General features: G+C 63.4%; 23 protein-coding genes. 4 read left to right on the plus strand and 19 right to left on the minus strand.

Translation table 11 applies throughout. The annotated features are described in order from the left end of the window. Positions 1–241: 241 nt before the first annotated feature. From D6Z43_RS00830 to D6Z43_RS00905, 16 genes are all read right to left on the minus strand, one after another. A complete protein-coding gene (locus tag D6Z43_RS00830) occupies positions 242–1642 on the minus strand; it encodes an ATP-binding protein (RefSeq protein WP_120649828.1) in 1401 nt (466 codons plus the stop codon). After that, the gene (locus D6Z43_RS00835) at positions 1639–2301 is read right to left on the minus strand and encodes a response regulator (RefSeq protein ID WP_120649829.1); all 663 of its coding nucleotides are present in this window, start codon (positions 2299–2301) and stop codon (positions 1639–1641) included. Before D6Z43_RS00835 ends, D6Z43_RS00830 begins: the two co-directional genes overlap by 4 nt. Before the next feature lie 16 nt (positions 2302–2317). Beyond that, complete coding sequence (locus D6Z43_RS00840; RefSeq protein ID WP_120649830.1) at positions 2318–2959, minus strand: hypothetical protein; 642 nt, start codon at positions 2957–2959, stop codon at positions 2318–2320. Beyond that, positions 2959–3765 carry an SDR family oxidoreductase gene (locus tag D6Z43_RS00845; RefSeq protein WP_120649831.1) on the minus strand — a complete coding sequence of 269 codons (807 nt, stop codon included), beginning with the start codon at positions 3763–3765 and terminating at the stop codon, positions 2959–2961. Before D6Z43_RS00845 ends, D6Z43_RS00840 begins: the two co-directional genes overlap by 1 nt. Beyond that, the gene (locus D6Z43_RS00850; protein ID WP_120649832.1) at positions 3752–4426 is read right to left on the minus strand and encodes a TenA family transcriptional regulator; all 675 of its coding nucleotides are present in this window, start codon (positions 4424–4426) and stop codon (positions 3752–3754) included. The genes D6Z43_RS00845 and D6Z43_RS00850 overlap by 14 nt, the downstream gene beginning before the upstream one ends. After that, a complete protein-coding gene (locus tag D6Z43_RS00855; protein ID WP_120649833.1) occupies positions 4423–5892 on the minus strand; it encodes an AMP-binding protein in 1470 nt (489 codons plus the stop codon). The genes D6Z43_RS00850 and D6Z43_RS00855 overlap by 4 nt, the downstream gene beginning before the upstream one ends. Further along, positions 5882–6556 carry a thermostable hemolysin gene (locus tag D6Z43_RS00860; RefSeq protein WP_120649834.1) on the minus strand — a complete coding sequence of 225 codons (675 nt, stop codon included), beginning with the start codon at positions 6554–6556 and terminating at the stop codon, positions 5882–5884. The genes D6Z43_RS00855 and D6Z43_RS00860 overlap by 11 nt, the downstream gene beginning before the upstream one ends. 100 nt (positions 6557–6656) lie before the next feature. Beyond that, entirely contained in the window at positions 6657–9329 is a 2673-nt protein-coding gene (locus D6Z43_RS00865; RefSeq protein ID WP_120649835.1) for an EAL domain-containing protein, read from the minus strand. Positions 9330–9428: 99 nt separating this feature from the next. After that, complete coding sequence (locus D6Z43_RS00870; RefSeq protein WP_120649836.1) at positions 9429–10328, minus strand: GGDEF domain-containing protein; 900 nt, start codon at positions 10326–10328, stop codon at positions 9429–9431. A gap of 409 nt (positions 10329–10737) precedes the next feature. Beyond that, positions 10738–11223, minus strand: coding sequence for an adenosine-specific kinase (locus D6Z43_RS00875; protein WP_120649837.1), 486 nt, complete (start codon positions 11221–11223; stop codon positions 10738–10740). Positions 11224–11368: 145 nt separating this feature from the next. Next, the gene (gene hppD, locus D6Z43_RS00880; protein WP_120649838.1) at positions 11369–12445 is read right to left on the minus strand and encodes a 4-hydroxyphenylpyruvate dioxygenase; all 1077 of its coding nucleotides are present in this window, start codon (positions 12443–12445) and stop codon (positions 11369–11371) included. Positions 12446–12588: 143 nt separating this feature from the next. Beyond that, complete coding sequence (gene maiA, locus D6Z43_RS00885) at positions 12589–13221, minus strand: maleylacetoacetate isomerase (RefSeq protein ID WP_120649839.1); 633 nt, start codon at positions 13219–13221, stop codon at positions 12589–12591. Between the two features lie 287 nt (positions 13222–13508). After that, positions 13509–15599: an LTA synthase family protein gene (locus D6Z43_RS00890; RefSeq protein ID WP_120649840.1), complete on the minus strand. Its 2091-nt coding sequence runs from the start codon at positions 15597–15599 to the stop codon at positions 13509–13511. 219 nt (positions 15600–15818) lie between these two features. Beyond that, the gene (gene sigJ / locus D6Z43_RS00895; protein ID WP_120649841.1) at positions 15819–16700 is read right to left on the minus strand and encodes an RNA polymerase sigma factor SigJ; all 882 of its coding nucleotides are present in this window, start codon (positions 16698–16700) and stop codon (positions 15819–15821) included. 1 nt (position 16701) lies between these two features. Continuing rightward, positions 16702–17133, minus strand: a complete 432-nt coding sequence (locus tag D6Z43_RS00900) for a carboxymuconolactone decarboxylase family protein (protein WP_120649842.1) — start codon at positions 17131–17133, stop codon at positions 16702–16704. A 210-nt stretch (positions 17134–17343) separates the two neighbouring features. After that, complete coding sequence (locus D6Z43_RS00905; protein ID WP_120649843.1) at positions 17344–18258, minus strand: LysR substrate-binding domain-containing protein; 915 nt, start codon at positions 18256–18258, stop codon at positions 17344–17346. A 174-nt stretch (positions 18259–18432) separates the two neighbouring features. On the opposite strand from D6Z43_RS00905, the gene D6Z43_RS00910 reads away from it, so the two are divergent. From D6Z43_RS00910 to D6Z43_RS00920, 3 genes are all read left to right on the plus strand, one after another. Then, positions 18433–19758 (plus strand): MFS transporter, encoded by a 1326-nt coding sequence (locus D6Z43_RS00910; RefSeq protein ID WP_120649844.1) that lies wholly within the window; start codon positions 18433–18435, stop codon positions 19756–19758. A gap of 82 nt (positions 19759–19840) precedes the next feature. Next, positions 19841–20569, plus strand: coding sequence for a class I SAM-dependent methyltransferase (locus tag D6Z43_RS00915; protein ID WP_120649845.1), 729 nt, complete (start codon positions 19841–19843; stop codon positions 20567–20569). 163 nt (positions 20570–20732) lie between these two features. Beyond that, positions 20733–21053 carry a DUF2025 family protein gene (locus D6Z43_RS00920; protein WP_120649846.1) on the plus strand — a complete coding sequence of 107 codons (321 nt, stop codon included), beginning with the start codon at positions 20733–20735 and terminating at the stop codon, positions 21051–21053. A 42-nt stretch (positions 21054–21095) separates the two neighbouring features. On the opposite strand, the gene D6Z43_RS00925 is transcribed toward D6Z43_RS00920, so the two are convergent. Together D6Z43_RS00925 and D6Z43_RS00930 are read right to left on the minus strand one after the other, a co-directional pair. After that, a complete protein-coding gene (locus tag D6Z43_RS00925; RefSeq protein WP_120649847.1) occupies positions 21096–21422 on the minus strand; it encodes a multidrug efflux SMR transporter in 327 nt (108 codons plus the stop codon). Between the two features lie 64 nt (positions 21423–21486). Then, the gene (locus tag D6Z43_RS00930) at positions 21487–22485 is read right to left on the minus strand and encodes an SLAC1 anion channel family protein (RefSeq protein ID WP_120649848.1); all 999 of its coding nucleotides are present in this window, start codon (positions 22483–22485) and stop codon (positions 21487–21489) included. 116 nt (positions 22486–22601) lie between these two features. On the opposite strand from D6Z43_RS00930, the gene D6Z43_RS00935 reads away from it, so the two are divergent. Continuing rightward, positions 22602–23561, plus strand: coding sequence for a GlxA family transcriptional regulator (locus D6Z43_RS00935; protein WP_120649849.1), 960 nt, complete (start codon positions 22602–22604; stop codon positions 23559–23561). A 43-nt stretch (positions 23562–23604) separates the two neighbouring features. Here D6Z43_RS00935 and D6Z43_RS00940 read toward each other — a convergent pair whose 3' ends face one another. Further along, a complete protein-coding gene (locus tag D6Z43_RS00940) occupies positions 23605–23889 on the minus strand; it encodes a hypothetical protein (protein WP_120649850.1) in 285 nt (94 codons plus the stop codon). Positions 23890–23971 lie beyond the last annotated feature (82 nt).

A 23971-nucleotide genomic window follows, 5' to 3' on the forward strand; every position in this document is an offset into this window, starting at 1 on the left:
TTTAAGGGTTGGTGTTTTTGCGGGAAAATTTCCCACATTGATTCATGGGGGAAACAGTCGAAGGCTTTTCGACGGAAAGCGGCAAGTTCCGAGCTGGCTTTACATGCAGGCATGCAGGTGATGAACGGCAGCACCTGTTCAAGGTAAATCGCCCCGCCCTGCGCCGCGAATGGATTGTCAGGTTGGGCTCCTGCGACGTTGTGGTCACAGGGGGGGGCGGCGAGGGGGCTCTGACGGTGCGTCAGCACTTGCCAGCCGCCGAGCCGGGCATGGGCGTTCCGCGTGGTAGCCGGAGATCGGCACGCAAGCCGCCGCCGTCGCGGTTGGCAAGGCTGATGCTGCCGCCCAGACGGGAGGCGATCATCTGCACGATGGCCAGGCCGAGGCCGGCGCCCTGGGGGTTGTCCTGGCTGTAGAAGCGCTCGAACAGTCGTTCCAGCCGACTCTCGTCGATCCCCGGCCCCTGGTCTTCGACCCGCAGTACGAGGGCGTCCTGGCCATCCGGCAGCAGGCTCACCTTCACTTCACTGCCTGTCGGCGAGAAGTTGCTGGCATTGGTCACCAGGTTCTGCAGGGCGATGCCGATGGCCGCCGGGTCGCTGGTGGTGTGGTAGTCGCCGTCCGCCACGTCGAGGGACAGTTCCAAACCCTTGTCCAGCACCAGAGGCGTGAGTTCGGCCAGGTGCTCACGAACCAGAGGCTCCAGGTCCACGGGCTGCCATTTCTGCCAGACCAGTTCAGGCTCAACCCGCGCCATGGTGAGCAACTGGTGGACCACGCGGGTCAGGCGGTCGACGCCCACGGTGAGAAACCGCAGAGCCTCGGTACGTTGCTCATCGTTCGTGGCTTCCAATGCGTTCTGCGCATGCAGGCGCAATACCGCGAGCGGCGTACGCATTTCGTGGGCGGCGTCGCCGATGAAACGGCGTTCGCGCTGGAGCATCTGTTCAATCTGCGCCAACAGCCGGTTGATCGCCGCTTGCATGGGTTCCAACTCCCGGGGCAGCGGCACGACTTGCAGCGGCGCGAGGGATTCAGCGTGGCGGCTGCGGATCACACGCGCCATGTTCTGCAAGGGGCGCAGCCCCCAGCCGATGGCCAGCCAGACCAGCGCCGCGAGGATGAGGATGCCGATCAGGTTCGGCCACAGCGTATGACGCACGATACGGCGCACCAGGTCCTGGCGCACATCGTCGCGTTCACCCACCCAGATCCGCAGGCCTTGTTCCGGGTCCGGCAGGACGAACCCGCGCCAGTGGTGTTCGCCGAGCTGGAGGTTGTGGAACCCCGTTCGGATGGGGACGTGGTCGAAGGGCGGCGAGCTGGCCGATTGCACCAGGCTCCGGCCGTCGCGGTCCCAGACATGGAAGGCCAGCTTGCTCTCGTAAGGGTGGCCGACCTTGTGCGGCCCGGCCTGGCTGAGGGCCAGGTTGAATGCCTTGAACAGTTCTTCTCGGTTGCTGCTGGCCTGCGGCATGTTCATCACGCCCAGCAACAGTCGGGCGTTCTGTGCCAGGTGGGCATCGTAGATTTCTTCCACCTCGTGGCTGCTGTCGCGGTAGTTGAGGTAGACGATGAGCAGGGTGCCGAGCAGCAACAGGGCCATCACCAGCCACAGGGTGCGGTGGCGCAGTGAGGTCATGGTCGCGCATCCACTAGGTAACCGATGCCTCGCACGGTGCGAATGAGGTCACTGGAGAGTTTCTTGCGCAGGTGATGGATGTGCACTTCCAGGGTGTTGCTTTCGGCTTCCTCGTCCCAGCCGTAGAGGGTCTGCACCAGGCGCTCGCGGGTCAGCACCTTGCCCGGTTGCGAGAGTAGTTCGTGGAGCAACTGGTACTCCTTGGGTGTCAGCGGCACCGGGTTGCCCTGGTAGCTGACCTGCTGGCTGGTCGGATCGAGCACCACGCCGGCGTGTTCGATGAGCACCTGCGGCCGGCCTGCGCTGCGGCGCAGCAGGGCGCGCAGGCGCGCCTTGAGTTCATTGAGGTCGAAGGGCTTGACCAGGTAATCGTCAGCACCGGCGTCCAGACCGAGGATGCGGTCTTCAAGGGCATCGCGGGCGGTGAGTACCAGCACCGGCAGGGTTGAACCGCCCGCCCGGAGCTTCTGCAGGACGTGCACGCCATCCAGGCGCGGCAGGCCAAGGTCGAGGATGGCCAGGTCGAACTCTTCGGTCTGCAAGGCATGTAGCGCGCTGGCGCCGTCGGTGAGCCAGTCGATGGTGTAGCCCTCCTGGCGCAGACCGGCGCGCACGCCTGCGCCCAGGGCGTTGTCGTCTTCGACGAGTAGGAGTCGCATGGGCCGCCTTAGCGCTTTAGCGCTTCTGGATTTCCTGCAGTAAAGCATCGATTTCCTGGCGACGGCCCTGGTCGGCCAGTTCACGTCCGGGGCGCGGGGCGGCAGCCTTGGCTTTGAGCAGGGCCTCGCGCGCCTGTTCCGGGTGCCCCTGGCGATTGAGGTGATCGCCCCAGAAATACAGGCTGTCGATACCAGTCGGGTTGATCTGCAGCGCCTTGCGCAGCAGCTGATCGGCCTTGTCTTCGTCGCCGAAGCTGACGGGCCAGCCGGGAACGCGGTCGTAGAGCGCGCCGAGGCTGGTGTAGGCCGAACCCTGCAGGGCTTGCGGGTCGAGCTGGATGGCGCGCTCAAGGGCGGCGCGGGCGTCCTTGACCTTGCCCAGTGCACCCAGTCCACCCTCGGCGCCGGCCCAACTGCTGGTGACAATGCCATGCCAGATCCAGGCCTCAGCGGCTTGTGGGGCGCTGCGGGTGAAGGCGCCACTCTGGGCGGCGAGTTTCTCGAACTCAGCAGCGCGCTGCTTCTCCGGCAACTGGTACTGGATTTCCGCCCAGCGTTTCTGGATGTCCGCCAGGCGCTGGCTGTCGCTGGCGTCGAGGGCCCATGCGGGGATGCTGAGGGCCAGGAGCAGGCCGAAAGCGCACAGTAGCTTGTTCATCATGAGTGGTCCTTGCCGTGGTGGAGGTTGCTGAAGCGGCGGATGATCGGCAGCTGCTTGTGCAGCGCGCGGTCCACCACGCCCGGCAGCATGCTGTTGAGGCGGACGAAAAATTTCTCCGGCCAGCCGAGGTAGAGCTCGCTGAGGTCTTTTTCGATGGCCGCGATCACCGCGCCGGCCACCTGTTCCGGCTCGTCCACGCCCACCTTGAGTTCGGCGTTGAGGGCCATGGCGGTCTGGCTGTTCATGCTGGTACGGGTGGCGCGCGGAGCGACGTATAGAACGTTCACAGGGGTGTCGGCCAGTTCCCGGCGCAGCGCCTCGGAAAAGCCGCGCAAGGCGAACTTGCTGGCGCAGTAGACGGCATAGCCGGGGTAGCCGATGGAACCGTAGGTGGAGCCCACGTTTACTACCAGGCCATGGCTTTGCTGACGCAGCAATGGCAGCAGGGCGCGGGTCAGTTGCAGGGTGGCGGTGACGTTGAGGGCAAGCATGTCTTCGATCTGCCCATCGTCCACCTGTTCCAACATGGCGAAGGCGTTCACCCCGGCTGCATTCATCAGGACGTTGATCCCGCCCATGCCGCGAGCCGCTTCCAGTGCGCGCTGGCGGCCTGCAGCCTGACGCAGGTCGGCGCCTACCCAGGACAATTGATGAGGAAAGCGTTGGCGCAATCCGGCCAGGGTTTCAGGGTGGCGGCTGACCGCCAACACCTGGGCGCCGCGCACGCAGAGTTGCTCGACCAGGGCCAGGCCAATACCGCCGCTGGCACCGGTGAGTAATACCCGGCAGTCAGCGAGCCGCATGGTCCACCTCACTGGCACGAGGCAGCCCTCGGAACATCTCGGCGTAGAGCTGGTAGACGACCTTTGCGGCGTGGATCACTGCCTGTTGGTCGTCTTCGTCTTCCAGGCGATCCATCAGGCGGCGGTAGGTGGCCATGTGATCCTGGTCGAGGGCTCCATGGGAGGACAGGTAGCTGAAGGCTTCCGCCGGCAGTCCGAGGCTCTCGCGGATGGTGCCGGCGGCCTGGGTCGCCAGGGCGATGCTGGTGCCTTCAAGCACGTTGACCATGCCGAACAGTCCCACCGGGTTGCCACGGGCGATCAGGTCGTAGAGGTAGGCGACCATCAGTTCGATGGCCAGCGAGGGGCGGCTAGTGCGGGCGGCCTCCGCGTCGCCTCCGCAGGCCCTGATGTCATCGAGAATCCAGCGTTCGTGGCCGTACTCCTCATCGATGTATTCGCACACGGCACCCCGCAGCCATTCGAGACGGGATGGCAGGCGCGCCCCGCAGGCCATCATCAGTGGCACGGTGTGGCGCACGTGGTGGTAGGCCTGGCCGAGGAAGGCTCGATAGCCCTCCAGACTGACCTGCCCGGCCAGGGCCTCGCGTATTACCGGCACATTGAACAGGGCATCGCGTTCCTGGGCCGTGGCGACTTGCAGCTGGTTGAAGAAACTCATGGTCTTACCTCGTTTTCGAGTTCGAGCAGGGGGCCGCGAAAGCGCTCGGCAATGGCGTCTCGGCGCAGGCGCCCGTTGCTGGTGAGCAGCCCGTCGGCGGCGCTGAAAGGAGCGGTCAGGCGGTACCAGGCCCTGACCCGTGCGTAGTCGGGGAGAGCCGCGTTGGCGCTGGCCACGGCATCCGCGAGGGTCTGTTCGTCGCACTGCGGGTCCAGCGGCCAGAGCAGGGCAAGGTTGCCGGGCAGGCCTTCGCCCTGGACGAACGCCTGGGCGATCACCCCGCGCTGCGTGAGTTCGGCTTCCACCCAGTCCGGATTCACATTGCGGCCAAAGCTGGTAATGAACTGGTGCTTCTTGCGGCCCTTGAGGTGCAGGTAGCCTTCGCTGTCGAACTCGCCCAGGTCGCCCGTGGGCCACCACTCACCTGCATGGGGCGTCTCGCCGAGGTAGCCGAGCAGGGCGGAACCGCTGACCTGCACTTCGCCATCCTCCGCCAGACGCACCTGCACATGGGGCAGGGGTTTGCCGACGCTGCCCGGGCGATTGGCACCGGGGCGGTTCAGGCAGACTACCGACGCACATTCGGAGAGACCGTAACCCTCGAACACCGGTAGACCGATCCGTGCCGCGCGGGTCAGCAGATCCTGCGAGACCCGTGCGCCGCCCACTGCGACGAAGCGGAACTGCGCGGCGCTGAGGTGGTTGCGTTCGATCGCGGTAACCAGGCCCAGCAACAACTGCGGCACCAGGATCAGGCTCTGGGCGCCACTGAGTACGAGCGTGGCGAGCAGCTTCGGCCAGTCCACCCCGCTGGCACCCTGGATGCCGAGCTGCCGCTGCGGCAGCACCGTGACGCAGGCGCCGGCAATCAACGCGGCGTAGACCCCGAGGTTCTCCAGCAGGACGGCCATTGGCAGCACGGCAAGGTAGTGTGCCGGTGCGGTGGGGCGGCTGGCGATTTCCAGTTCCTGGCTGACCCGAAGCAGGGCTTGCGCACCAAGGCAGACACCCTTGGGCTGGCCGGTGGTGCCTGAGGTGTAGGTGATTTTGGCAGTGTCGGCGGGCAGGGCGGTGCGGCCGACTCCGGACCGACGCCAGAGGGTTCCATCCGAATGAAATCCGGCGTCTTCCAGGTCGGCGGTGAAGCCGTCGTCCACCACCGCCAGGCCGACCTGGCATTGCTCCAGACAGTGGGCGCGCTGCTGGGGGCTGAAGAAAGGTGGCAGGGTCAGGCAGGGGCGTCCGGCAAACAGGGCGGCCAGGTCCCAGAGCAGCGCCTCGGGTCCGTTGTCCAGACCGAGGGCGAGCACGCCTTCGGGCTCGCTGCGCAGCAGACCTTCACGCCGCTCCACTTCGGCCAGCAACTGGGCGTAGGTATAGCGCCGGGTATCCCCGCGGATGGCCAGGGGCATCGGCAGGTGGTTGGCATGCTCGCGCAACCGCTCGCGCAGGGCTTCAGGCTGCATGGTGGGCAGTCCTGTCGATATCGGGAAAGCCCAGGCGGGCGAGTACGCCGTTGCGCTGCAACAGCTCGAAGCCAAGGCGGATGTTGCCGGTAAACACCTGGGGTTTCTGCTCGTAGTAGGTGCCCCATTGTTCTTGCGCTTCCCCGAGACGGCCGGGGTCGGCTGCGCCGAGTGGCTGAGGTTCAAGGCCCAGGCGGCGGAAGCTGTTGATCAGTCCCGGGGCGCCGGTGAACACCACCCATTCAAGGCCTCGCAGGTTCAGGAGCCAGGTCACGGCGACGATGATCAGCCGGGCATTGCCGACGTTGATCGAGGCCAGGTTGCCCACTTCCACCACTTGCTCGCGCCGTACCGACTGGCCCGCTAGATCGGCGATCAGCGATTCCGCTGGCCGCTCCAGGTATTGCTCGAGGAACAGCGGTCCGTGTTCGGCGAGGCGAATGCCGGTCGCGGCGCTGAGTGCCCCGTGGTGATTGCGCAGGCTGAGCAGCTCCGGCATGAACTGGCGGATATCCGCGCCATGGGCGCTGAGGAACCGACGATGGACGAAATCCTCGACCTGACTGCGTCCTGGAACGCCGGGCAGCAGAAGGGACAGGGAGTGTTGTTGCGAATTCAGACCGAAATGGAATGGGAACAGGGCGCTCCACTCGTCGCTGTTCATCAGTAGCCCTCCAGGAGCTTTGCGGATGGAGGGCAGTATCTGCGGGAAGTCTTAAGGGACCCTGAAGATGGCGGTGATGCGCGTTTACAGGAAAGGGCTGTCAGCTACTGAACTTCAGGGCGCTTTCGAGGCTTAGCCACTCATCGGTGTGCTGCCAGTGGGTTGCCCAGATTGCCAGTTGGTCTGCGGGCATGGGGCGGGCGATGCCATACCCCTGGGCCAGGTGACAGCCCATTCGCCGCAGCTGTCGGGCATGCTCGCGCGTTTCCACACCTTCGGCGATGACATCGAGCTTGAAGGTGTTCGCGAGCTGAATCACTCCTTCCACGATGCCGAGGTCTTCCGGATCGATGAGCATGTTGCGTATGAAACTCTGGTCGATCTTCAGAATCTGGACCGGCAGTTTGCGCAGGTAGGTGAGTGATGAGTAGCCGGTGCCAAAGTCGTCGATGGCAAAGCGCACACCCAGCGATCGACACAGTCGAAGCACGTCGATGGCTTGATCCATATCCGCTATGGCCGCGCTTTCGAGTATTTCGAGTTCGATGTGTCCGGGAGGAAGGGTGGCGTGATTGGCCAGGGTCTGGCGCATCAATTCGTGAAAGCCGGGATGCAGCAGCTGGCTGGCGCTGACATTGATGCTCACGCTGATATCCAGGTGCATGTCGTACCAGCGCGCTGCCTGGGCTACCGCCTCGCGGATCACCCACTCACCGATGGGACGCTCCAGATCGCTGCCATGGACGGAGGGCAGGAACTCGCTGGGGGAGCGCATCCCCTGTAGTGGGTCATGCCAGCGCAGCAGCGCCTCTACACCCAGGAGCTGACCGTTCTGCAGGTCCACCTGGGGTTGGTAATAGAGGCGGAACTGATTGCCGTCCAGGGCGGCTCGCAGGTGTTCCAGTTGGGTGCGGCGTTTCTGGGCCTTGCGATCACTTTCCGGGTCGAACAAGTGATAACGGTTCTTGCCCGCCTGCTTGGCCAGGTACATGGCCTGGTCGGCGTGACGGAGCAACGTGTCGGGGTCTGCCTGGTCGTTCGGATACAAGCTAACGCCGATGCTGGCGGAAACGCTGAGTCGCTTGCCGCCCACGTCCACCTCCTTGCTGGCCGCAGCAAGCATGCGATCCAGGGCCAGGGCACATTCCTCTGGCGAGGCGATATCCGAGAGCAGCAGCGCGAACTCGTCGCCACCCAGCCGCGCCAGCGTGTCGTCACCGCGTAGTACCTGCCTGAGATTTTCAGCGATGCCAATCAGGAGGGCATCGCCGTTGATTGGGCCGTAGTCGTCGTTGATGGCCTTGAATCCATCCAGATCCATGAAACACACCGCAAGGGTCTTGTTGCTGCGCGCGGCGCGCATGACTGCCTGCTGGAGACGGTCTGTGAGCAAGCGGCGATTGGGCAGGCCCGTGAGTGGATCGTAGTGGGCGATACGGTCGAGCTCCGCTTCGTGGGCCTTGATCTGGCTGATGTCGGTGAACACACCGATGTAGTGCTGCACGCCCCCGCTTTCGTTCCGAGCCACCGAGATGGACAGAATCTCCGCATAGATCTCGCCGTTCTTGCGCCTGTTCCAGATTTCTCCCCGCCAGAATCCGTCGTGGTCGAGGTTGCCCCACATCTTGCGATAGAACTCTGGACCGTGAACGCCGGACGACAGCACTTTTGGCGACTTGCCCAGCACTTCGTCAAGGGCATAGCCGGTGATGCGGGAGAAGGCTGGGTTGACCTTGGTGATGGACTTCCGCGGACTGACCATCATGATCCCCTGATGGCTGCTCTCGAACACCACGGCAGCCTCCGCAAGGTCCCGCTCGATGCGCTTGCGCTCGGTGATGTCGCGAGATATCCCGAACAGCCCGACACCCTGGCCATTCGCGTCGAGCATCGGCCCTTTGGTTACCAGGAAATCCAGTGCCTTGCCGTCTTCGGTGACCAGGTGTTCCTCATGGGTCACCGTGGTACCGGCCGCCATGACCTCCTTGTCCTTGGAGACGATCTCGTGAGCGGAGTCCGCGGGAAACAATTCGAAGTCGTCATGACCGACGATAGCCGCGGGGGGTTTGCCGACATAACGCGCGGCAGCATGGTTGACCAGCAGGTAGCGACCGCGCCTGTCCTTGACGAATACCGCGTCGGAGGTTCCGGAGACCACCGAGTCGAGAAGCCGGCGTTGGAGGTTGGCCTTGCGCAGGGAGCGTTGTAGGGATTCGGCGAGCAAGCTCACGATCAGGCCGTTGAGCACCAGTGCGCCCAGTTGTACCTGGTCGTCGGGGAGGTTTATGTAGAAGCTGTGACTGGGCTCCATCGTTAAATTACCGATCCCGAATGCGGAGAGTCCGGTGGCCAGCAGGCCCGCGCCCAGCCCACCGATCAGCGCGCTCATCACGATTGGCAGCATGAACAGAATGAGCAGCGACCTCTCGCCGAATGCTGAAGCCAGATGCTCCCGCGCAGCCAGCATGGCCAGGCTGAGTGCCCCGGCGAACAGGTAGGTCAGCCAGCGTGGATACCGGCGCTGGCCCGCACTCACGGTCACCGTCGGTGCGTTACCTGATTGCGCGGGGGGAACGGTATTGAGGGCGAAGTAGAGCAGGAAGCTGGTCGACAGGACGAAGAACGCACCTTTGCCAACGGAAAGCCAGCTCTGGATCTGGCCCTCCGTCAAGGTGAACAGCAGCCGGTCGGAGAGGGCGATCCACGTCAAGGCAAGCAAGCCGTAGCAAGTGGTGACCATCCAGATGAAACGGCGTCTTGGTGGCGTAACCATACGGGCTCGACCTTCCATTGATTGACTACAGGTCCAGGAGAACAATGCAGGTCGCAGGCCAGGCAGATTCTCGCCGGGCGCCTCACCGTTACTAGTGGTCTAGCTCGATAATTGGCTATTCGCCATCATGTGGGCGTTTCCCCCTCGTTGTTTCACCTGATACATCGCGGCATCCGCCGCCGCAAGAAGCGCTTCCGGGGCGGTACCGTTCTCGGGATAGCGTGCAATGCCGATGCTTGCACTGAGGGCGCAGGTCCGCCCGTCGATTCGATAGGGGCGGGCGATGCGCCGAACCAGGCCTGCCGCCAGGGCCTCCAGATAGGGCACCTCTTGTGGGCCGAGTATCAGAATCACGAACTCATCACCGCTGAGCCGGGCGACCAGGTCGCTCTTTCGTACGCCGCTACGCAGACGACCGGCAACGGCTATCAGCAGTTTGTCGCCGTAGGAATGGCCGTAGGCGTCATTGACCGGTTTGAACTTGTCCAGGTCGATGAACATCACGGCCAGTGCGACGCTGCTCTGCTTTGGGTCCTGCAGCACTTGCGCCATGCGATCAAAGAGCAGGCGCCTGTTCGGAAGACGGGTCAGTGCATCGTGCCTGGCTTCGAAGTTCACCAGGGATCGCTCGTGGTCGGCCTGGGTGAAGCTGTGCTGGATGGCCAGCAGGTGGCTCACCTGGCCCTGGTCATCCATCAGCGGCGTGATGACCTGGTTCACTCTGTAGTGATGCCCATCCCTGGCTCGCTCCAGTAGTTCTCCCTGCCAGGGCTCGCCTTTCAGCACGGTGTTCCAGAGTTGCTCATAGAACTCAGGGGGCTGTGCTCCCGAGTTGAGCAAGGCTGGCGTCTTGCCCAGCAACTCGTCGAGCGAGTAGCCGCTGTGCCGGCAGAAAGCCGGATTAGCCCATTCAATGCGTCCATTGCGGTCGGTGATCAAGATGGCATTGGCGGCGCCTTCCATAGCTTCGGCCAGTAGTTGCCTGTCGTACTCGTTCAAGAGAGGTACTCCAGCACGGCAAGAGGCTGTGTCTGTCTTCAACTCTAAGCGGTGGACAGTGAGATTTTTTTGACCGGCATCAGGGGATGGCACAGGGCCATTACCCGTCTGCGTGGGTGTGTCCATCACGGAAGGGCGTTTCCCGGGGTGCACTTGGCCAACGCGGGGGGGCTGACTTTGGCTTGCAGCGATTTGGTCATCGAATGGTCATGCGCATTGGTCATCCTGCAGGCAGGAACAGAAAGGGCACAGGAAGTGCCAGGGTGCAAATTGAAGCTGCCGGCGATGGCAGCTTTTTTTTGCTCGCGGCAAGGCGTAGGAGCGAGCTTGCTCGCGAAAGAACGCGTTCGGAAGGTTCGCGAGCAAGCTCGTTCCTACAAGTTGCGCGTCGAGCGTTACGCAGCCCTCATCAAAGCTTGTAGCCGATCTGCCTGAGCAGGCCCTTGCGCCAGGCGATGTCGTCTTCGCCTTCGATGCCCCTGGGTGAAAATCCGTCCACGACGCCGAGCACACCACGGCCCTGCTCGGTCTCGACGAGAATGACCTGGGTGGGATTGGCGGTGGCGCAGTAGATGTGGCAAATCTCCGGCACCAGCTTCAGGTTGTTGAGCACATTGATCGGGAAGAAGCCTTCGCCGAGGAAGACGATGAAGCTGTGCCCGGCACCTATGTTCAAGGCGTTGTTGCGGGCGAGTTCGAGCATCGCCTCATCGGTGCCCGAGCAACGCACCAGGCAGCTGCCGGAGGCTTCGCAAAAGGCCAGGCCGAAGCGGATGCCGGGCACGCTGCCCACCAGGGCTTCGTGGATGTCTTCGACGGACTTGATGAAGTGGGTCTGGCCGAAGATGAAATTGATCGATTCCGGCTTGTCGATGCTGACGCTGATGAGTTGCATGTGTGCGTCTCCAGCCCCCATGGCACAAGCATAGTCAGGGGATAGCCCGGTATCGGTCGGATATGCGTGGCAGCAGACCGTTCTGCGTTCGACCTGAAAAGCAGAAAACCCGGCATTGGCCGGGTTTTTTGCAGAGGTTGGCGCCTTATTCGGTACTCAGCACGCCGCGACGGATCTGGTCGCGTTCGATGGATTCGAACAAGGCCTTGAAGTTGCCTTCACCAAAACCGTCGTCGCCTTTGCGCTGGATGAACTCGAAGAACACTGGCCCCATGAGGGTTTCCGAGAAGATCTGCAATAGCAGACGCTTGCTGCCGCCTTCAGTGGTGCCGTCCAGCAGGATGCCGCGTGATTGCAGCTCGCCTTCCGGTTCGCCATGGTCCGGCAGGCGGCCCTGAAGCATCTCGTAGTAGGTGGCCGGCGGCGCGGTCATGAAGCGCATGCCGAGGGCTTTCAGTTCGTCCCAGGTCTTGATCAGGTCATCGGTGAAGAAGGCCACGTGCTGGATGCCTTCGCCGTTGAACTGCATCAGGAACTCTTCGATCTGGCCCGCGCCCTTGGAGGACTCTTCGTTCAGCGGGATGCGGATCATGCCATCCGGCGCGGTCATGGCCTTGGAGGTCAGGCCGGTGTACTCGCCCTTGATGTCGAAGTAACGGATCTCGCGGAAGTTGAACAGCTTCTCGTAGAAGTCCGCCCAGTAGGCCATGCGGCCGCGATAAACGTTGTGGGTCAGGTGGTCGATGAACTTCAGGCCGGCACCTTTCGGGTGGCGGTCGACACCTTCGATGAATTCGAAGTCGATGTCGTAGATCGAGGAACCTTCACCGAAACGGTCGATCAGGTACAGCGGCGCACCGCCGATGCCCTTGATCGCCGGCAGGCGCAGTTCCATCGGGCCGGTGGGAATCTCGATGGGCTGGGCACCCAGTTCCAGGGCGCGGGCGTAGGCCTGGTGGGCATTCTTCACGCGGAAGGCCATGCCGCAGACGGACGGGCCATGCTCGGCGGCGAAGTAGGCGGCCTGGCTCTTGGGCTCGTTGTTGAGGATCAGGTTGATCTCGCCCTGGCGATACAGGTGCACGTCCTTGGAACGGTGGGTGGCGACCTTGGTGAAGCCCATCATCGCGAAGACGGGCTCCAGGGCATTCGGGGTGGGGGACGCGAACTCGATGAATTCAAAGCCCATCAGGCCCATGGGGTTTTCGAACATGTCAGCCATTTTTTGGCACCTCAAGCAATTGATTGGAAGTTATAGGTCAATGCGAGGTGGCAGCCGGTGGCGCGCAGGAAATGCCGCGTACGCTGCGGGCGAGGTAGTCGCCGATGGTGACTTTGAATCCGAGGCTTTGCATGGACGTTGCCTCAGGCCGGTTTATCGGCTTGCTGGTCGGGGTGCGCCTGGATGAAGGCTGGATGCTCGAGGGCGAGGCCTTCTACCCGGGCGATCTTCGGATAGTGTGACAGGTCCAGCTCGAAACGGCGGGCGGCATAGACCTGCGGTAGCAGGTAGACGTCAGCCAGCCCCGGTTCGCCAAAGCAGAATCCTTCGTTGCCTATGAGGGCTTCGACCGCGCTGAAGCCTTCCGCGATCCAATGACGAATCCAGTTCATCACCTCGGCTTCCTCCACATTGAGGCCGCGCAGGCGGTTGAGCACCGCGACGTTGTGCAGCGGGTGGATATCGCAGCCGATGATGGCCGCCACCGCGCGCTGGCTGGCGCGTGCTTCCAGGCCCTGCGGCAGGAGAGCCGGCTGGGGATGGCGTTCTTCCAGGTATTCGATGATGGCGGGCGACTGGGTCAGTACCTGGCCGTCGTCGGTGCGCAGGCTGGGCACGCGACCCTGGGGATTGAGTGCCTTGTATTCGGGGCTGTGTTGCTGGCCGCCGTCCTGGATCAGGTTGACCGGGATATGCCGGGCTTCCAGTCCCTTCAGGGCCAGGGCGATGCGCACCCGGTAGGAAGAGGTGGAGCGGTAATAGGTGTAGAGGTCCATGGCAATCGCTCGGCGGCAGGCGTTCCGGTGTGAGGTCCCGGTGCCGGCATTATTGTTTTCGTAATCAATTTACACTTTGCGTAATTTGCGGGCTGGGGGCGGGGCTGTCAAGCGCGACGCTACGAGGGCACGGCCTTGTAGGAGCGATTTCAATCGCGAATCGAGCCGCAGGCACCGAAGGGTGCCGGGGTGCACCTACACGCGGCGCGTCGCGAATGAATTCGCTCCCACAATGGCGCCGGAAAAAAAGGCCCCGCATCGAGCGGGGCCTGTTCGTCAGTGGATCATCACTGGTTCTGCTTGGCGTCCTGTACGCCCGCCGTGTTGTTCAACAGACTGCCGGTGGCCGTTTGCAGGAAGGCTTCCAGGTACTTCTGCAGATGCGGGTCGCTGTCGCCGGGGACGCGCTCGACCTTGGCATCGGCACCCAATTGGTATTGGTACAGACGCGCCGGGAAGTCCTTTGGCTGCACCAGGATGCGGTCGCTGCTGACAATGGCCACGGTCTGGTCGCTGCCGGACGGCTTGATCACGCCGATGCCCGGATCGCCTTCCGGCAGGTTGAGCAGGTCGCGACCCCAGCACTGGTGGCGTACATCACCGCCCAGGCGGCCCATGATGGTGGGCACGACGTCGATCTGGGTGCCGACGGTGTGGTTGAGCTCGCCGAACTTTTCCTGCACGCCGGGGCCGATCAGCAGCAGCGGCACGTTGAAGCGGAACAGGTCCATCTCGGTGAGTTGCTTGTCGCTGCCGAAACCATGGTCGCCCACTACCACGAACAGCGTGTCCTTGAAGTAGGGCTCCTTGCGCGCCTTCTCGAAGAACTGGCCCAGGGCCCAGTCGGAGTAGCGCATGGCGGTCAGGTGCTCGTCATGGGCACCGTGGCCGGTGACCTTGTCCACCGGCAGATCTACCGGCAGGGCATAGGGCGTGTGGTTGGAAAGGGTTTGCAGCAGGGCGTAGAACGGCTTGTCTGTGGGCATCTTCGCCAGCTCGGCGGCGCCCCGGTCGAACATGTCCTGGTCGGATACGCCCCAAGTCTTGTCCATGAATACCGGGTTGACGAAGTCTTCGCGGCCAATGAAGCGGGTCATGCCCTGGTTGCTGAAGAAGCCGGACTGGTTATCCCACTGGAAGTTGCCGTTGTAGACGTAGAGGTCGTTGTAGTCGCGAGTGCTGAGCAGTTGTGGCAGGCCGGAGAACTTGTGCGCACCCTCCGGGGTACGCATCAGGTACTCGAAGCTCGGCAGGTTGGGGAAGCAGGCCATAGTGGCGAACATCCCCTGATGGGTATGGGTACCGTTGGAGAAGAAGCGGTCGAACAGCAGTCCCTCCTTGGCCAGCTTGTCGAAGTAGGGCGTGATACCCGCATCGCTGCCCATGGCACCGACCCAGCGGCCGGCGAAGCTCTCCATCAGGATCACCACCACGTTCTTGATCGGCAGGGTGCCTTCAACTGGTGGGGTGAAATCACGACGGATGGCGGCGGTGTCGGCGTCCACCAGCTTGTCGTTGGGGGTCAGCAGCATCTGGCGCACGGTGGCCAGGGCTTCATCCTCGGGCAGCGTGGACTTCCAGGCGTTGTCGCGGTGGGAGGAGAAGCTGTTCTTGGCCGCGTCTACCAGGGTCAAGGTGCCGTTCAGCCCCAGCTGGTTGGCGAACATCGAATCGGTGGTGAAGGCATCACCCCAGCGCAGCGGCGGACCCTGGCGCAGGTGGCCACGGACGGCGACCACTGCGATCACCAGGCAGACCATGAAGATCGCCACGCGGCTGAACCAGGGTGCGGTTGCACGGTTTTTTGGCCGGGTGTTCACGACGCTGGACGCGCGCGGACGGCTGATCAGGTCCAGGCCACGGAACATCAGGTACAGCAAGGTGGTGGCAAGGGCCCAGGCGATCAGGTAGCGACCCACCGGGAAGCCGTTCCAGATCATGCTGGCAACTGTGCCCAGGTCTTCCTGCAGGTACTGGAACACCAGGCTGTTCAGGCGCTGGTGGAACTCCCGGTAGAAGTCCAGCTCGCTGATCCCGAGGAACAGGGTGAGGCTGGCGAAGAAGGTCAGCCAGAGCCGGTGCAGGCCACGGGCGGCCATGGCGGGGACGCTGAGCAGCGATAGCAGCAGCGGAACCAGGGCGAACACCACTACCCGCATGTCGAAGCGCAGGCCGTTATAGAAGGCTTCGACGAAGACCGAGGCCGGGCTATCGCCGATCTGGTCACTGTTGTACGTCAGCAATGCCACCCGGAGCAGGGTGTACATCAGCATCAACGCGACGGCGCTGAGCAGGGTGAAGGCCAGGTGGCTCTTGACGGTGGGGGTGTCCAGGTTGAACGAGGACTGCCGGGTGGCTACAGGTTCCTGTGCGGTCATGCGATCAAGCATCCATTGGTCTACTCAGGGCGGGGCGGCACCTTTGGAGGTGAACGATGCCGGGGGTCAAGTAGATCACCTGATGGCACATTGGTTCCAGTTAGGTCCGCCGAAAGGGCCGGACATTGCCAGAGGGAATGTGAAGAAAACGTCGAATGGCGTCGTGCGGCGACGCCGAGATGTGTCGGGTTGTTTCGTCGGATCGGGGCCAGGTGACTGTCAGTCGGGCGTCCTGAGGCCCGCCAGTTTCTCTGGATTGCGCACGATGTAGATGTTACTGACTCGACCTTCGTCGTCGTAGGCGAAGGTGACTGAGGCCGCGATTTCGTCGCCGTGTACGAGGATCACCCCACGCCCGCCATTGAGCTCGGTGGGCAACCAGTCGTAGTCGCTCCAGTAGCCGCGCAGGGAACCGAAGATGAACGCCAGCACCTCGGCCTTGCCATGCAGCATGTGGCCCAGGGTCGGCACCTTGCCGCCGCCATCGGCGCACAGCTCCACCTCTTCCGAGAGCAGGGCGGTCAGCCCGGCGGTGGCGCCGCTGGCGATGGCCACCTGGAAGGCTTCGAGCAATTGCTCCTGGCGTTCGCGCGGCGGCTGGTGGCGCACCTTGCCTCCGGCCAGGCCCGTGCGGGCGCGGGATACCAGCTTGCGGCAGGTCGCGTCTTGCACGCCGATGGCGCGGGCTACGTCCGGGTAGTCCAGGTCGAAAATCTCGTAAAGCAGGTAGGCCGCCCGCTCCCGTGGCGTGAGGCGTTCCAGCAGCAGGAGGAAGGCGGTGGATAGCGAGGAGGAGAGTTCCAGCAGGATTTCCGGGGACTCCGTGACTTCGCTGTGGATGGGCTCTGGCAGCCAGGTGCCGACGTACTCCACTCGTGCCCGGTGGCCAAGGCGCAACTGGTCGATGCAGTGGCGAGTGCAGAGAGTGGTCAGCCAGGCGCGCGGGCTGTCCAGCGATTCGGGATCGCTCTCGCGCCACTTGAGGAAGGTTTCCTGTACCGCGTCCTCGGCGTCGCTGCGCGAGCCGAGAATGCGGTAGGCCAGGTTCAGCAGGTAGCGGCGACTGTCTTCGAAGACAGCCGTGGCATCGGCGGTTGTCACGTCAGTGCCTCGATATCTGGATGCGGTTCCAGAGGTTGATCATCGCCACGGTGGCGGTCAGCGCGCCGATTTCGACTTCGCTGAAATGCTCGCGCAGGTTGGTGCGCAGGGCAGCATAGTCGGTGCGTCGGTCGAGCTGCGTCAGCGCTTCGGTCCAGGCAAGGGCCGCTTTTTCACGCGGGGTGAAGTCGTTGCAGTGATCCCAGACCACCAGGCGATCCAGGCGCTCACTGGTTTCGCCGTCTTCACGCGCCTCGCGAGTGTGCATTTTTACGCAGAAGGCGCACTGGTTCAGCTGTGAGGCGCGCAGTTGCACCAGGTGATGCAGGCTGCGTTCGAGGCCGAGGGCATCCAGCGGCGTGTGCACCTCGCCCATGGCGTTTATGACGTCGGGGATGACCTGCTGGTAGTTGAGGGGGCTTGCGGGGCTCATCTGGTGTTCCTCATTCGGGGCTGAAAGGGGTTACACCTTCACGACGAACCAGGGATTCGAGTTGTGACATGCCCTCGTGAATTCTGCTGTCAGCAGCGTGAAGTCGGAATTCATGTAGGAGCGAGCTTGCTCGCGAAAGATCGCGCTCGGACTATTCGCGAGCAAGCTCGCGTCTACACGTTTGTCTTCCTTGGCTCGCCAGTCCTGTGTTTATTCCACCCGGCGTTCCCGGATGGCTGCGGCTTCACGGGTCACCAGGTCAATGAACGACAGTGCCAGCGGTGAGCGCTCGTCGCGTCGGCGTACCAGCCACACAGCAGTGGTGGCGCCGGGGTCCAGCAGGGTGCGGTAGACCACGCCGTCGACGCGGGTGCGGCGGAACGATGCGGGCAGCACCGACACGCCAAGCCCGGCCGATACCAGGCCGATGATGGTCATGGCTTCGCTGGCCTCCTGGGCGATGCGGGGCAGGAAGCCGGCATTGCGGGCAAGCGTGAGCATCTGGTCATAGAGGCCGGTACCAAAAGTGCGCGGGAAGAATACGAAGGGCTCATTCGCCAGCGCGCCGAACTGGATGCCTTCTTCGCTGCCGGCGGCCAGTGGGTGGTCGGCGCGCAGGATCGCCACCAGCGGCTCGCTGAATAGCTCCACCGCAAGCAGATTGTCCGGCAGGCTGAGGGGACGAATCACGCCCACCTGCAGGCTGTCTTCCTGCAGCGCCTTGACCGTTTCCGCGCTACTGCCTTCGGTGAGCTCCAGGTGCACGTCGGGGTAAGCCAGGCGAAAGGCGCGGATGCTGCGAGGAATGGTGGAGGTGAACGGCGCCGAGGAGGTGAAGCCCACCTTCAGCTCTCCCAGTTCGCCTCGGTGAGCGCGGCGCGCCAGCTGCACCGCCTTGTCCACCTGCACCAGTACCTGGCGAGCCTCATCGAGGAAGCGCCGACCGGCTTCGGTCAGCTCGACCCGGCGATTGGTGCGTTCCAGCAAGCGTGCACCGATCTCTTCTTCCAGCGCCTGGATCTGCTGGCTCAGCGGGGGCTGGGAAATGCCCAGTTGCTCGGCTGCCCGACCGAAATGCAGCTCTTCGGCCACGGCAATGAAATAGCGCAGGTGCCTGAGTTCCATGGGGAAATCCTTCGATATTTAAAACGTATCAAATGTGTCGAACAATATATTGGAGATAATATAAACCGCTCGATATCCTTCGGCCCATAACCCCAACAACGAATATCCCCAGCCCCTGATCCAGGCGGTACGGCCTCGTTGTGCCTGCTCGCCGCAGAATTTCGAAGGTGCCCCGTGAGCAATTCCCAAGCAGTACTCAAGACCGAAGACGAGCCCGCGTTTAGCGAGGCGGCCCGTGATGCAGCCAACGAACTGCCGGACGCCGCCGCCAACGACCCGGAGATATCCACCTACATCCGCAAGGGCACGCCGCAGTTCATGCGTACGTCCCTGGCGCTGTTCTCCGGCGGCTTCGCCACCTTCGCGCTGCTGTACTGCATCCAGCCAATGATGCCGGTGCTGTCCAAGACCTATTCCATCACCGCGGCCCAGAGCAGCCTGGCCCTTTCGGTATCCACCGCGATGCTCGCCCTCGGCCTGTTGGTGACCGGTCCGCTGTCCGACGCCATCGGCCGCAAACCGGTGATGGTGGTGTCGCTGCTCGCCGCGGCGCTGTTCACCCTGGCCAGCGCGGCCATGCCGACCTGGGAGGGCGTACTGCTGATGCGCGCCTTGGTGGGCCTGGCGCTGAGCGGTCTGGCCGCAGTGGCCATGACTTATCTCAGTGAGGAAATCCATCCCAGTCATCTCGGCCTCTCCATGGGCCTGTACATCGGCGGTAACGCCATCGGTGGGATGAGTGGCCGCCTGATCAGCGGGGTGCTGGTGGACTTCGTGTCCTGGCACGTGGCAATTGCCGTGCTGGGTGGCTTGGCGCTGGTCGCCGGGCTGGTGTTCTGGCGCGTGCTGCCGGAGTCGAAGCACTTCCGTCCGCAGCCGCTCAAGCCGTCCACTCTGGTGGAGGGTTACCGCATGCATTTCCGTGATGCCGGCCTGCCCTGGCTGTTCCTCACCGGTTTCCTGCTGATGGGCGCCTTCGTCACGCTGTTCAACTACATCGGCTACCGCCTGCTGGCTTCGCCCTACCACATGAGCCAGTCGCTGGTGGGCGTGCTCTCGGTGGTCTACCTCACCGGCATCTACAGCTCGGCCTGGGTTGGTTCCCTGGCGGACAAGCTGGGCCGGCGGAAGGTGCTTTGGGTCTCGATCCTGCTGATGCTGGGCGGCCTGGTGCTGACCCTGTTCAGCCCGCTGGGGATGATCCTGGCCGGCATGTCGGTGTTCACCTTCGGCTTCTTTGGTGCCCACTCGGTGGCCAGCAGCTGGATCGGCCGACGCGCCCTGCGCGCGAAGGGCCAGGCGTCCTCTCTCTACCTGTTCAGCTACTACCTTGGCTCCAGCCTCGCCGGCACCCTCGGTGGTTTGTTCTGGCATCACTATGGCTGGCAGGGCGTCGGCCTGTTCATCGGCGGTCTGCTGGTAATTGCCGTGGCGGTGGCCCTGCACCTGGCGCGACTGCCGGCACTGCCCGGCAACGCCATCGTGCAGCCGGCGCACTGAGACGGAGTCGGCCCGCCGACGTTCTTGTCGCCGGGTCGCTGAGCCACCAGAATCTGAGGTTTTTCGCAGGGAGCCAGGGAAAATGACCCAGAACATCTACGACAACCCTGACTTCTTCGAAGGTTATGGCCAGCTTGGCCGCTCTCAATTCGGACTTGCGGGCGCCCCGGAGTGGCCGGCTCTGCGCGCCATGCTGCCGGAAATGCGAGGTCGCCGCGTGGTGGACCTCGGCTGCGGCTACGGCTGGTTCTGCCGCTGGGCACGGGAGAACGACGCTTCTAAGGTGCTGGGGCTGGACGTGTCGGAGAAGATGCTGGAGCGGGCCAGGAACAGCACTGACGATCCCGCGATTCTCTACCAACGGGCCGACCTGGAACACCTGGTCCTGCCTGAAGGCAGCTTCGACCTTGCCTACAGCTCGCTGGCTTTCCACTATGTGGAAAACCTTGCCGGGATGTTCGCAGAGGTCTATCGCGCCCTGGTACCCGATTCCCGCCTGGTGTTTTCCATCGAGCATCCCATCTACATGGCGCCCGCCAACCCGGGCTGGGTGCTCGATGGCAAAGGGCGCAAGACCTGGCCGATCGATGGCTACCAGATGGAAGGCCCACGGGTCACTGACTGGCTCGCCAAGGGCGTGATCAAACAGCATCGCACCCTCGGTACCTTGCTCAACCTTCTGATTGGCACCGGTTTTCGCATTGCCCATGTAGAGGAATGGGGCCCCACCGACGAGGACATCGCCGTCATGCCCTTGCTCGCTGAAGAGCGCGAACGGCCGATGATGCTGCTGGTCGCGGCTGAGCGCTGACGGCTCGAAGACGTGCCACGGGTGCGACAAAGCGCCTCCCGTGGCGCTATCCCCCAAGTCGCTCGCGGCTGGCAGAATGGCCCGCCTACCCCACCGCGCAGAGTGGGGATATTCCTGCCTTTCATGCGTGCCCAACCCGCCGATCCAACCAGGGAAGTACAGCATGAGCATCACCTCCGCCGATATCTGCAATGCCGCCGATGCCCTCAAGGGCTTTGTCGGCTTCAACCGCAAGCTGGGTAAATACATCGTCCGATTCAGCGAGGATTCGTTCGGCATGGACGTGCCTGACGACAGCATCGTTCCGGCCTGTGAGTTCGTCTGGACATTGAAGACCGACCAGGTCATGACCTTGAGCCGCGAGTGTCTGCAGATCCTGTTGGAACAGAACATCAACGATCGCCTCAATCTGTGCGACGTGCTGTTGGTCTATCTGCGTCGCACCGACCTGGCGGAGATCAGTGCCGAACGCCGGCGTCTCTAGCTCGTACCGGCCGCGCCGGGGGCTTTCCCCGGCGACGGTCCCTCAGGGCAACCAGCGCAACCCCATCACCCCTCCCACTATCAGCCCCATGCAGGCCAATCGGCCGGCGGAGGCGGAATCCCCCATCCAGATCACGCCCGCCAGGGCGGTTCCCACTGCGCCGATTCCAGTCCATACGGCGTAGGCGGTGCCTACCGGCAAATGGCGCAACGCCAGGGTCAGCAGACCCAGGCTGCCGCTGAGTACCAGCAGGGTTCCTGCCAGGATCCATGGCCGTTGCAGGCCGTTGGCACTTTTCAGGCCCAGGGCAAAGGCGACTTCCAGCACGCCAGCGGCGAGCAGCATCAGCCAGGAGCTTGTCGGGGTCATCGGGGGCTCTCTACTCGAAGAAAAAACGAGCCCCGGAGGGCTCGCGAAGTGGGGGAGGAGTCTCTCAGCCGGCAAGCAGCTTGCCGCGTACCAGGTTGCTCAGGGTCTTGAAGGTCAGCACGGCCAGTGCAGCGCTGAGGAACAGCAGGCTGGCCCAGGCGATCAGCTGCAGCGGCAGGCTGCCTTGCTCATGGGCGTACTTGAGTGCCGCACTGGCCAGTGCCGCCAGGGGGAAGCTGATGGCCCACCAGGACGGGGCGAAGTGCACGTCGCGGCGGAATACCTTGAAGCCCACGACAATCGCCAGGAACAGGCCGAAGTAGAAGAGCAGGGCGGCGAAGCGGTCGATCCCGAACAGATTGGTGTAGGCCAGGAAGCCGACTTCGAAAGGTGCCACCAGGATCATCAGCGACGGGATCATGGGCTTGGCCAGCGCTTCCTGATGGACCAGACGCGGGAAGATGCTGGTGAAGAAGATCAGCGCCAAGGCCGCACCAATCGCCATTGCGAAGAGGTTCAGTTCGGCTGCCCAGGCCATGGGCATATGGCCGCCGGTGACCGCCACATCGAGGGTGGCGACACCGGGGATCAGCCACGCCGGCACAGCGTGCTGCAATTCCTGCTTGCCATTGAACAGGCGCGACAGCACCAGGCCACCGAGTAACAGGGTGAGCACGCTGCCTACGGTCCACAGGCCCTGGGCCAGCACTTCGCTATAAGGGCCGGCGACTACCGACAGCAGCAGGATCGCAATGACGATGGTACCGAAGAAGTTGCCGGCAATCGGATGGGTGAATTCGTTGATCACTGCCTGGCGGTGACGCAGCAGCTTGGCCAGGTAACCGACACCAAGGGCAACGAAAACCAGCGCGGCGAACAGGCCGATGGCTTCACCGATCAGCGGGCTCACGCCGAAGTACTGGTGGGCCAGGCGCCAGCCGAGTCCCAGGCCGGCCAGGCCCATGACGGAGCCAAACAGGTTGACCGGCAGGTTCTTGATCGAGGCGCTGCCGAGCGGCTTGACCTGGGCTTGCTCAAGCGGGGGAATGAAGGTGGTAGTCATGGCGGTCTCCGTTGGCTGGATTTGTCGTTGGAGATAGCTTCTGCCATGATGGATTTGACTGGAATAGACTTGTTGCGACGAATTCAGCCAGCCTCTCGACAGTGACGGACACACCCATGCGAATAGCCCTGCTGGCCTTTCCCCGCGTGCAATTACTGGACATCGTCGGCCCTGCCGACGTCTTCGCCGAGGCGGCGAAACAACTGGGTAATCCTCGTGCCTATCGAGTCGAGGTAATAGGTACCGAAGCCGGTCTGCTCCGGGCAAGCAATGGCTTGCGCCTGGCGGTGGATTCCACCGTGGAAACCCACAAGGGCAAGCTCGACACTCTGTTGGTGGCGGGCGGCCCCCGGGTCGATGACATCGCCGGCAATCCGGCGCTGCATCAGTGGCTGCGCCAGCAGGCGGGCTCGGTCAGGCGGATCGGGTCGGTATGCAGTGGTGCTTTCGTCCTAGCCGCCGCCGGCATGCTGCGCGGGCGTCGGGTGACCACTCACTGGAACAGCAGCGCACGCCTGTCGGAAGAGAATCCAGAAACCCAGGTCGAGTCCGACAGCATCTTCGTCAAGGACGGCAACCTCTATACCTCCGCCGGTGTCACGGCGGGGATGGACCTGGCCCTGGCCATGGTGGAGGAAGACCACGGCCGCGAGTTGGCGCTGCGCGTTGCGCGGGAAATGGTGATGTTCTTCAAGCGGCCCGGTGGCCAGTCGCAGTTCAGTGCCCACCTGGCGGCGCAGACCGCCGAGCGCTCGGTGATCAGGGACATCCAGGACCATGTGCTGGCCAATCTGAAGGGCGACCTTGGAGTGCCGGCCCTGGCCGCTCGGGCCGGCATGAGCGAGCGCAATTTCGCCCGGGTGTTCAAGCAGGAGGCGGGGTCCACACCGGCCGAGTTCGTCGAACTGGCGCGCATTGACGCCGCACGGCGCCTGGCCGAAGAGTCCGACGCTCCCCTGAAACGGCTCGCCGATGAGGTGGGCTACGCCAACGTCGATGGCTTCCGGCGCGCTTTCCAGCGCCGTCTGGGGGTAACACCCAGCGATTACCGGGCGCGTTTCAAGCTGGATGGTTGAGTTCGGCTGCATCCTGCGTGGACCGAATCTGGCCCCACTGGAGTCAGACGTAAGACTGGTCGCCGAAGCCCCGTGGCAGGCGCTGCTTTCCCGGCATCCTGGTCAGTTTCTCTTCCCAGAAATAGCGCCAGTCGTTAGCCGCACGGGCAACCTTGGCCCGGCGAGCTGCGCGTCGGGCGGCGTTTCGCGCATCCCGGCGCGCCTCCTTGAAGACCTCGGTGTTCTTGCAGTTGCGGCATTTCACCCGCGCCAGTTCGGTGCTGGCGAGCAGGTTGCTGCCATGTCGTCCACAGGCAAGGTTCTTGCCGATCTTGTAGTGAGTGATCATTTGCAGATCTCCTGAAACTCAACGCCTGGGTATCCGCCGATGGGGACCGGGGCGCCAGTGGGTTGCATGTGTTTTGACAGGA

Source organism: Pseudomonas sp. DY-1, assembly GCF_003626975.1.
Lineage (GTDB): Bacteria > Pseudomonadota > Gammaproteobacteria > Pseudomonadales > Pseudomonadaceae > Metapseudomonas.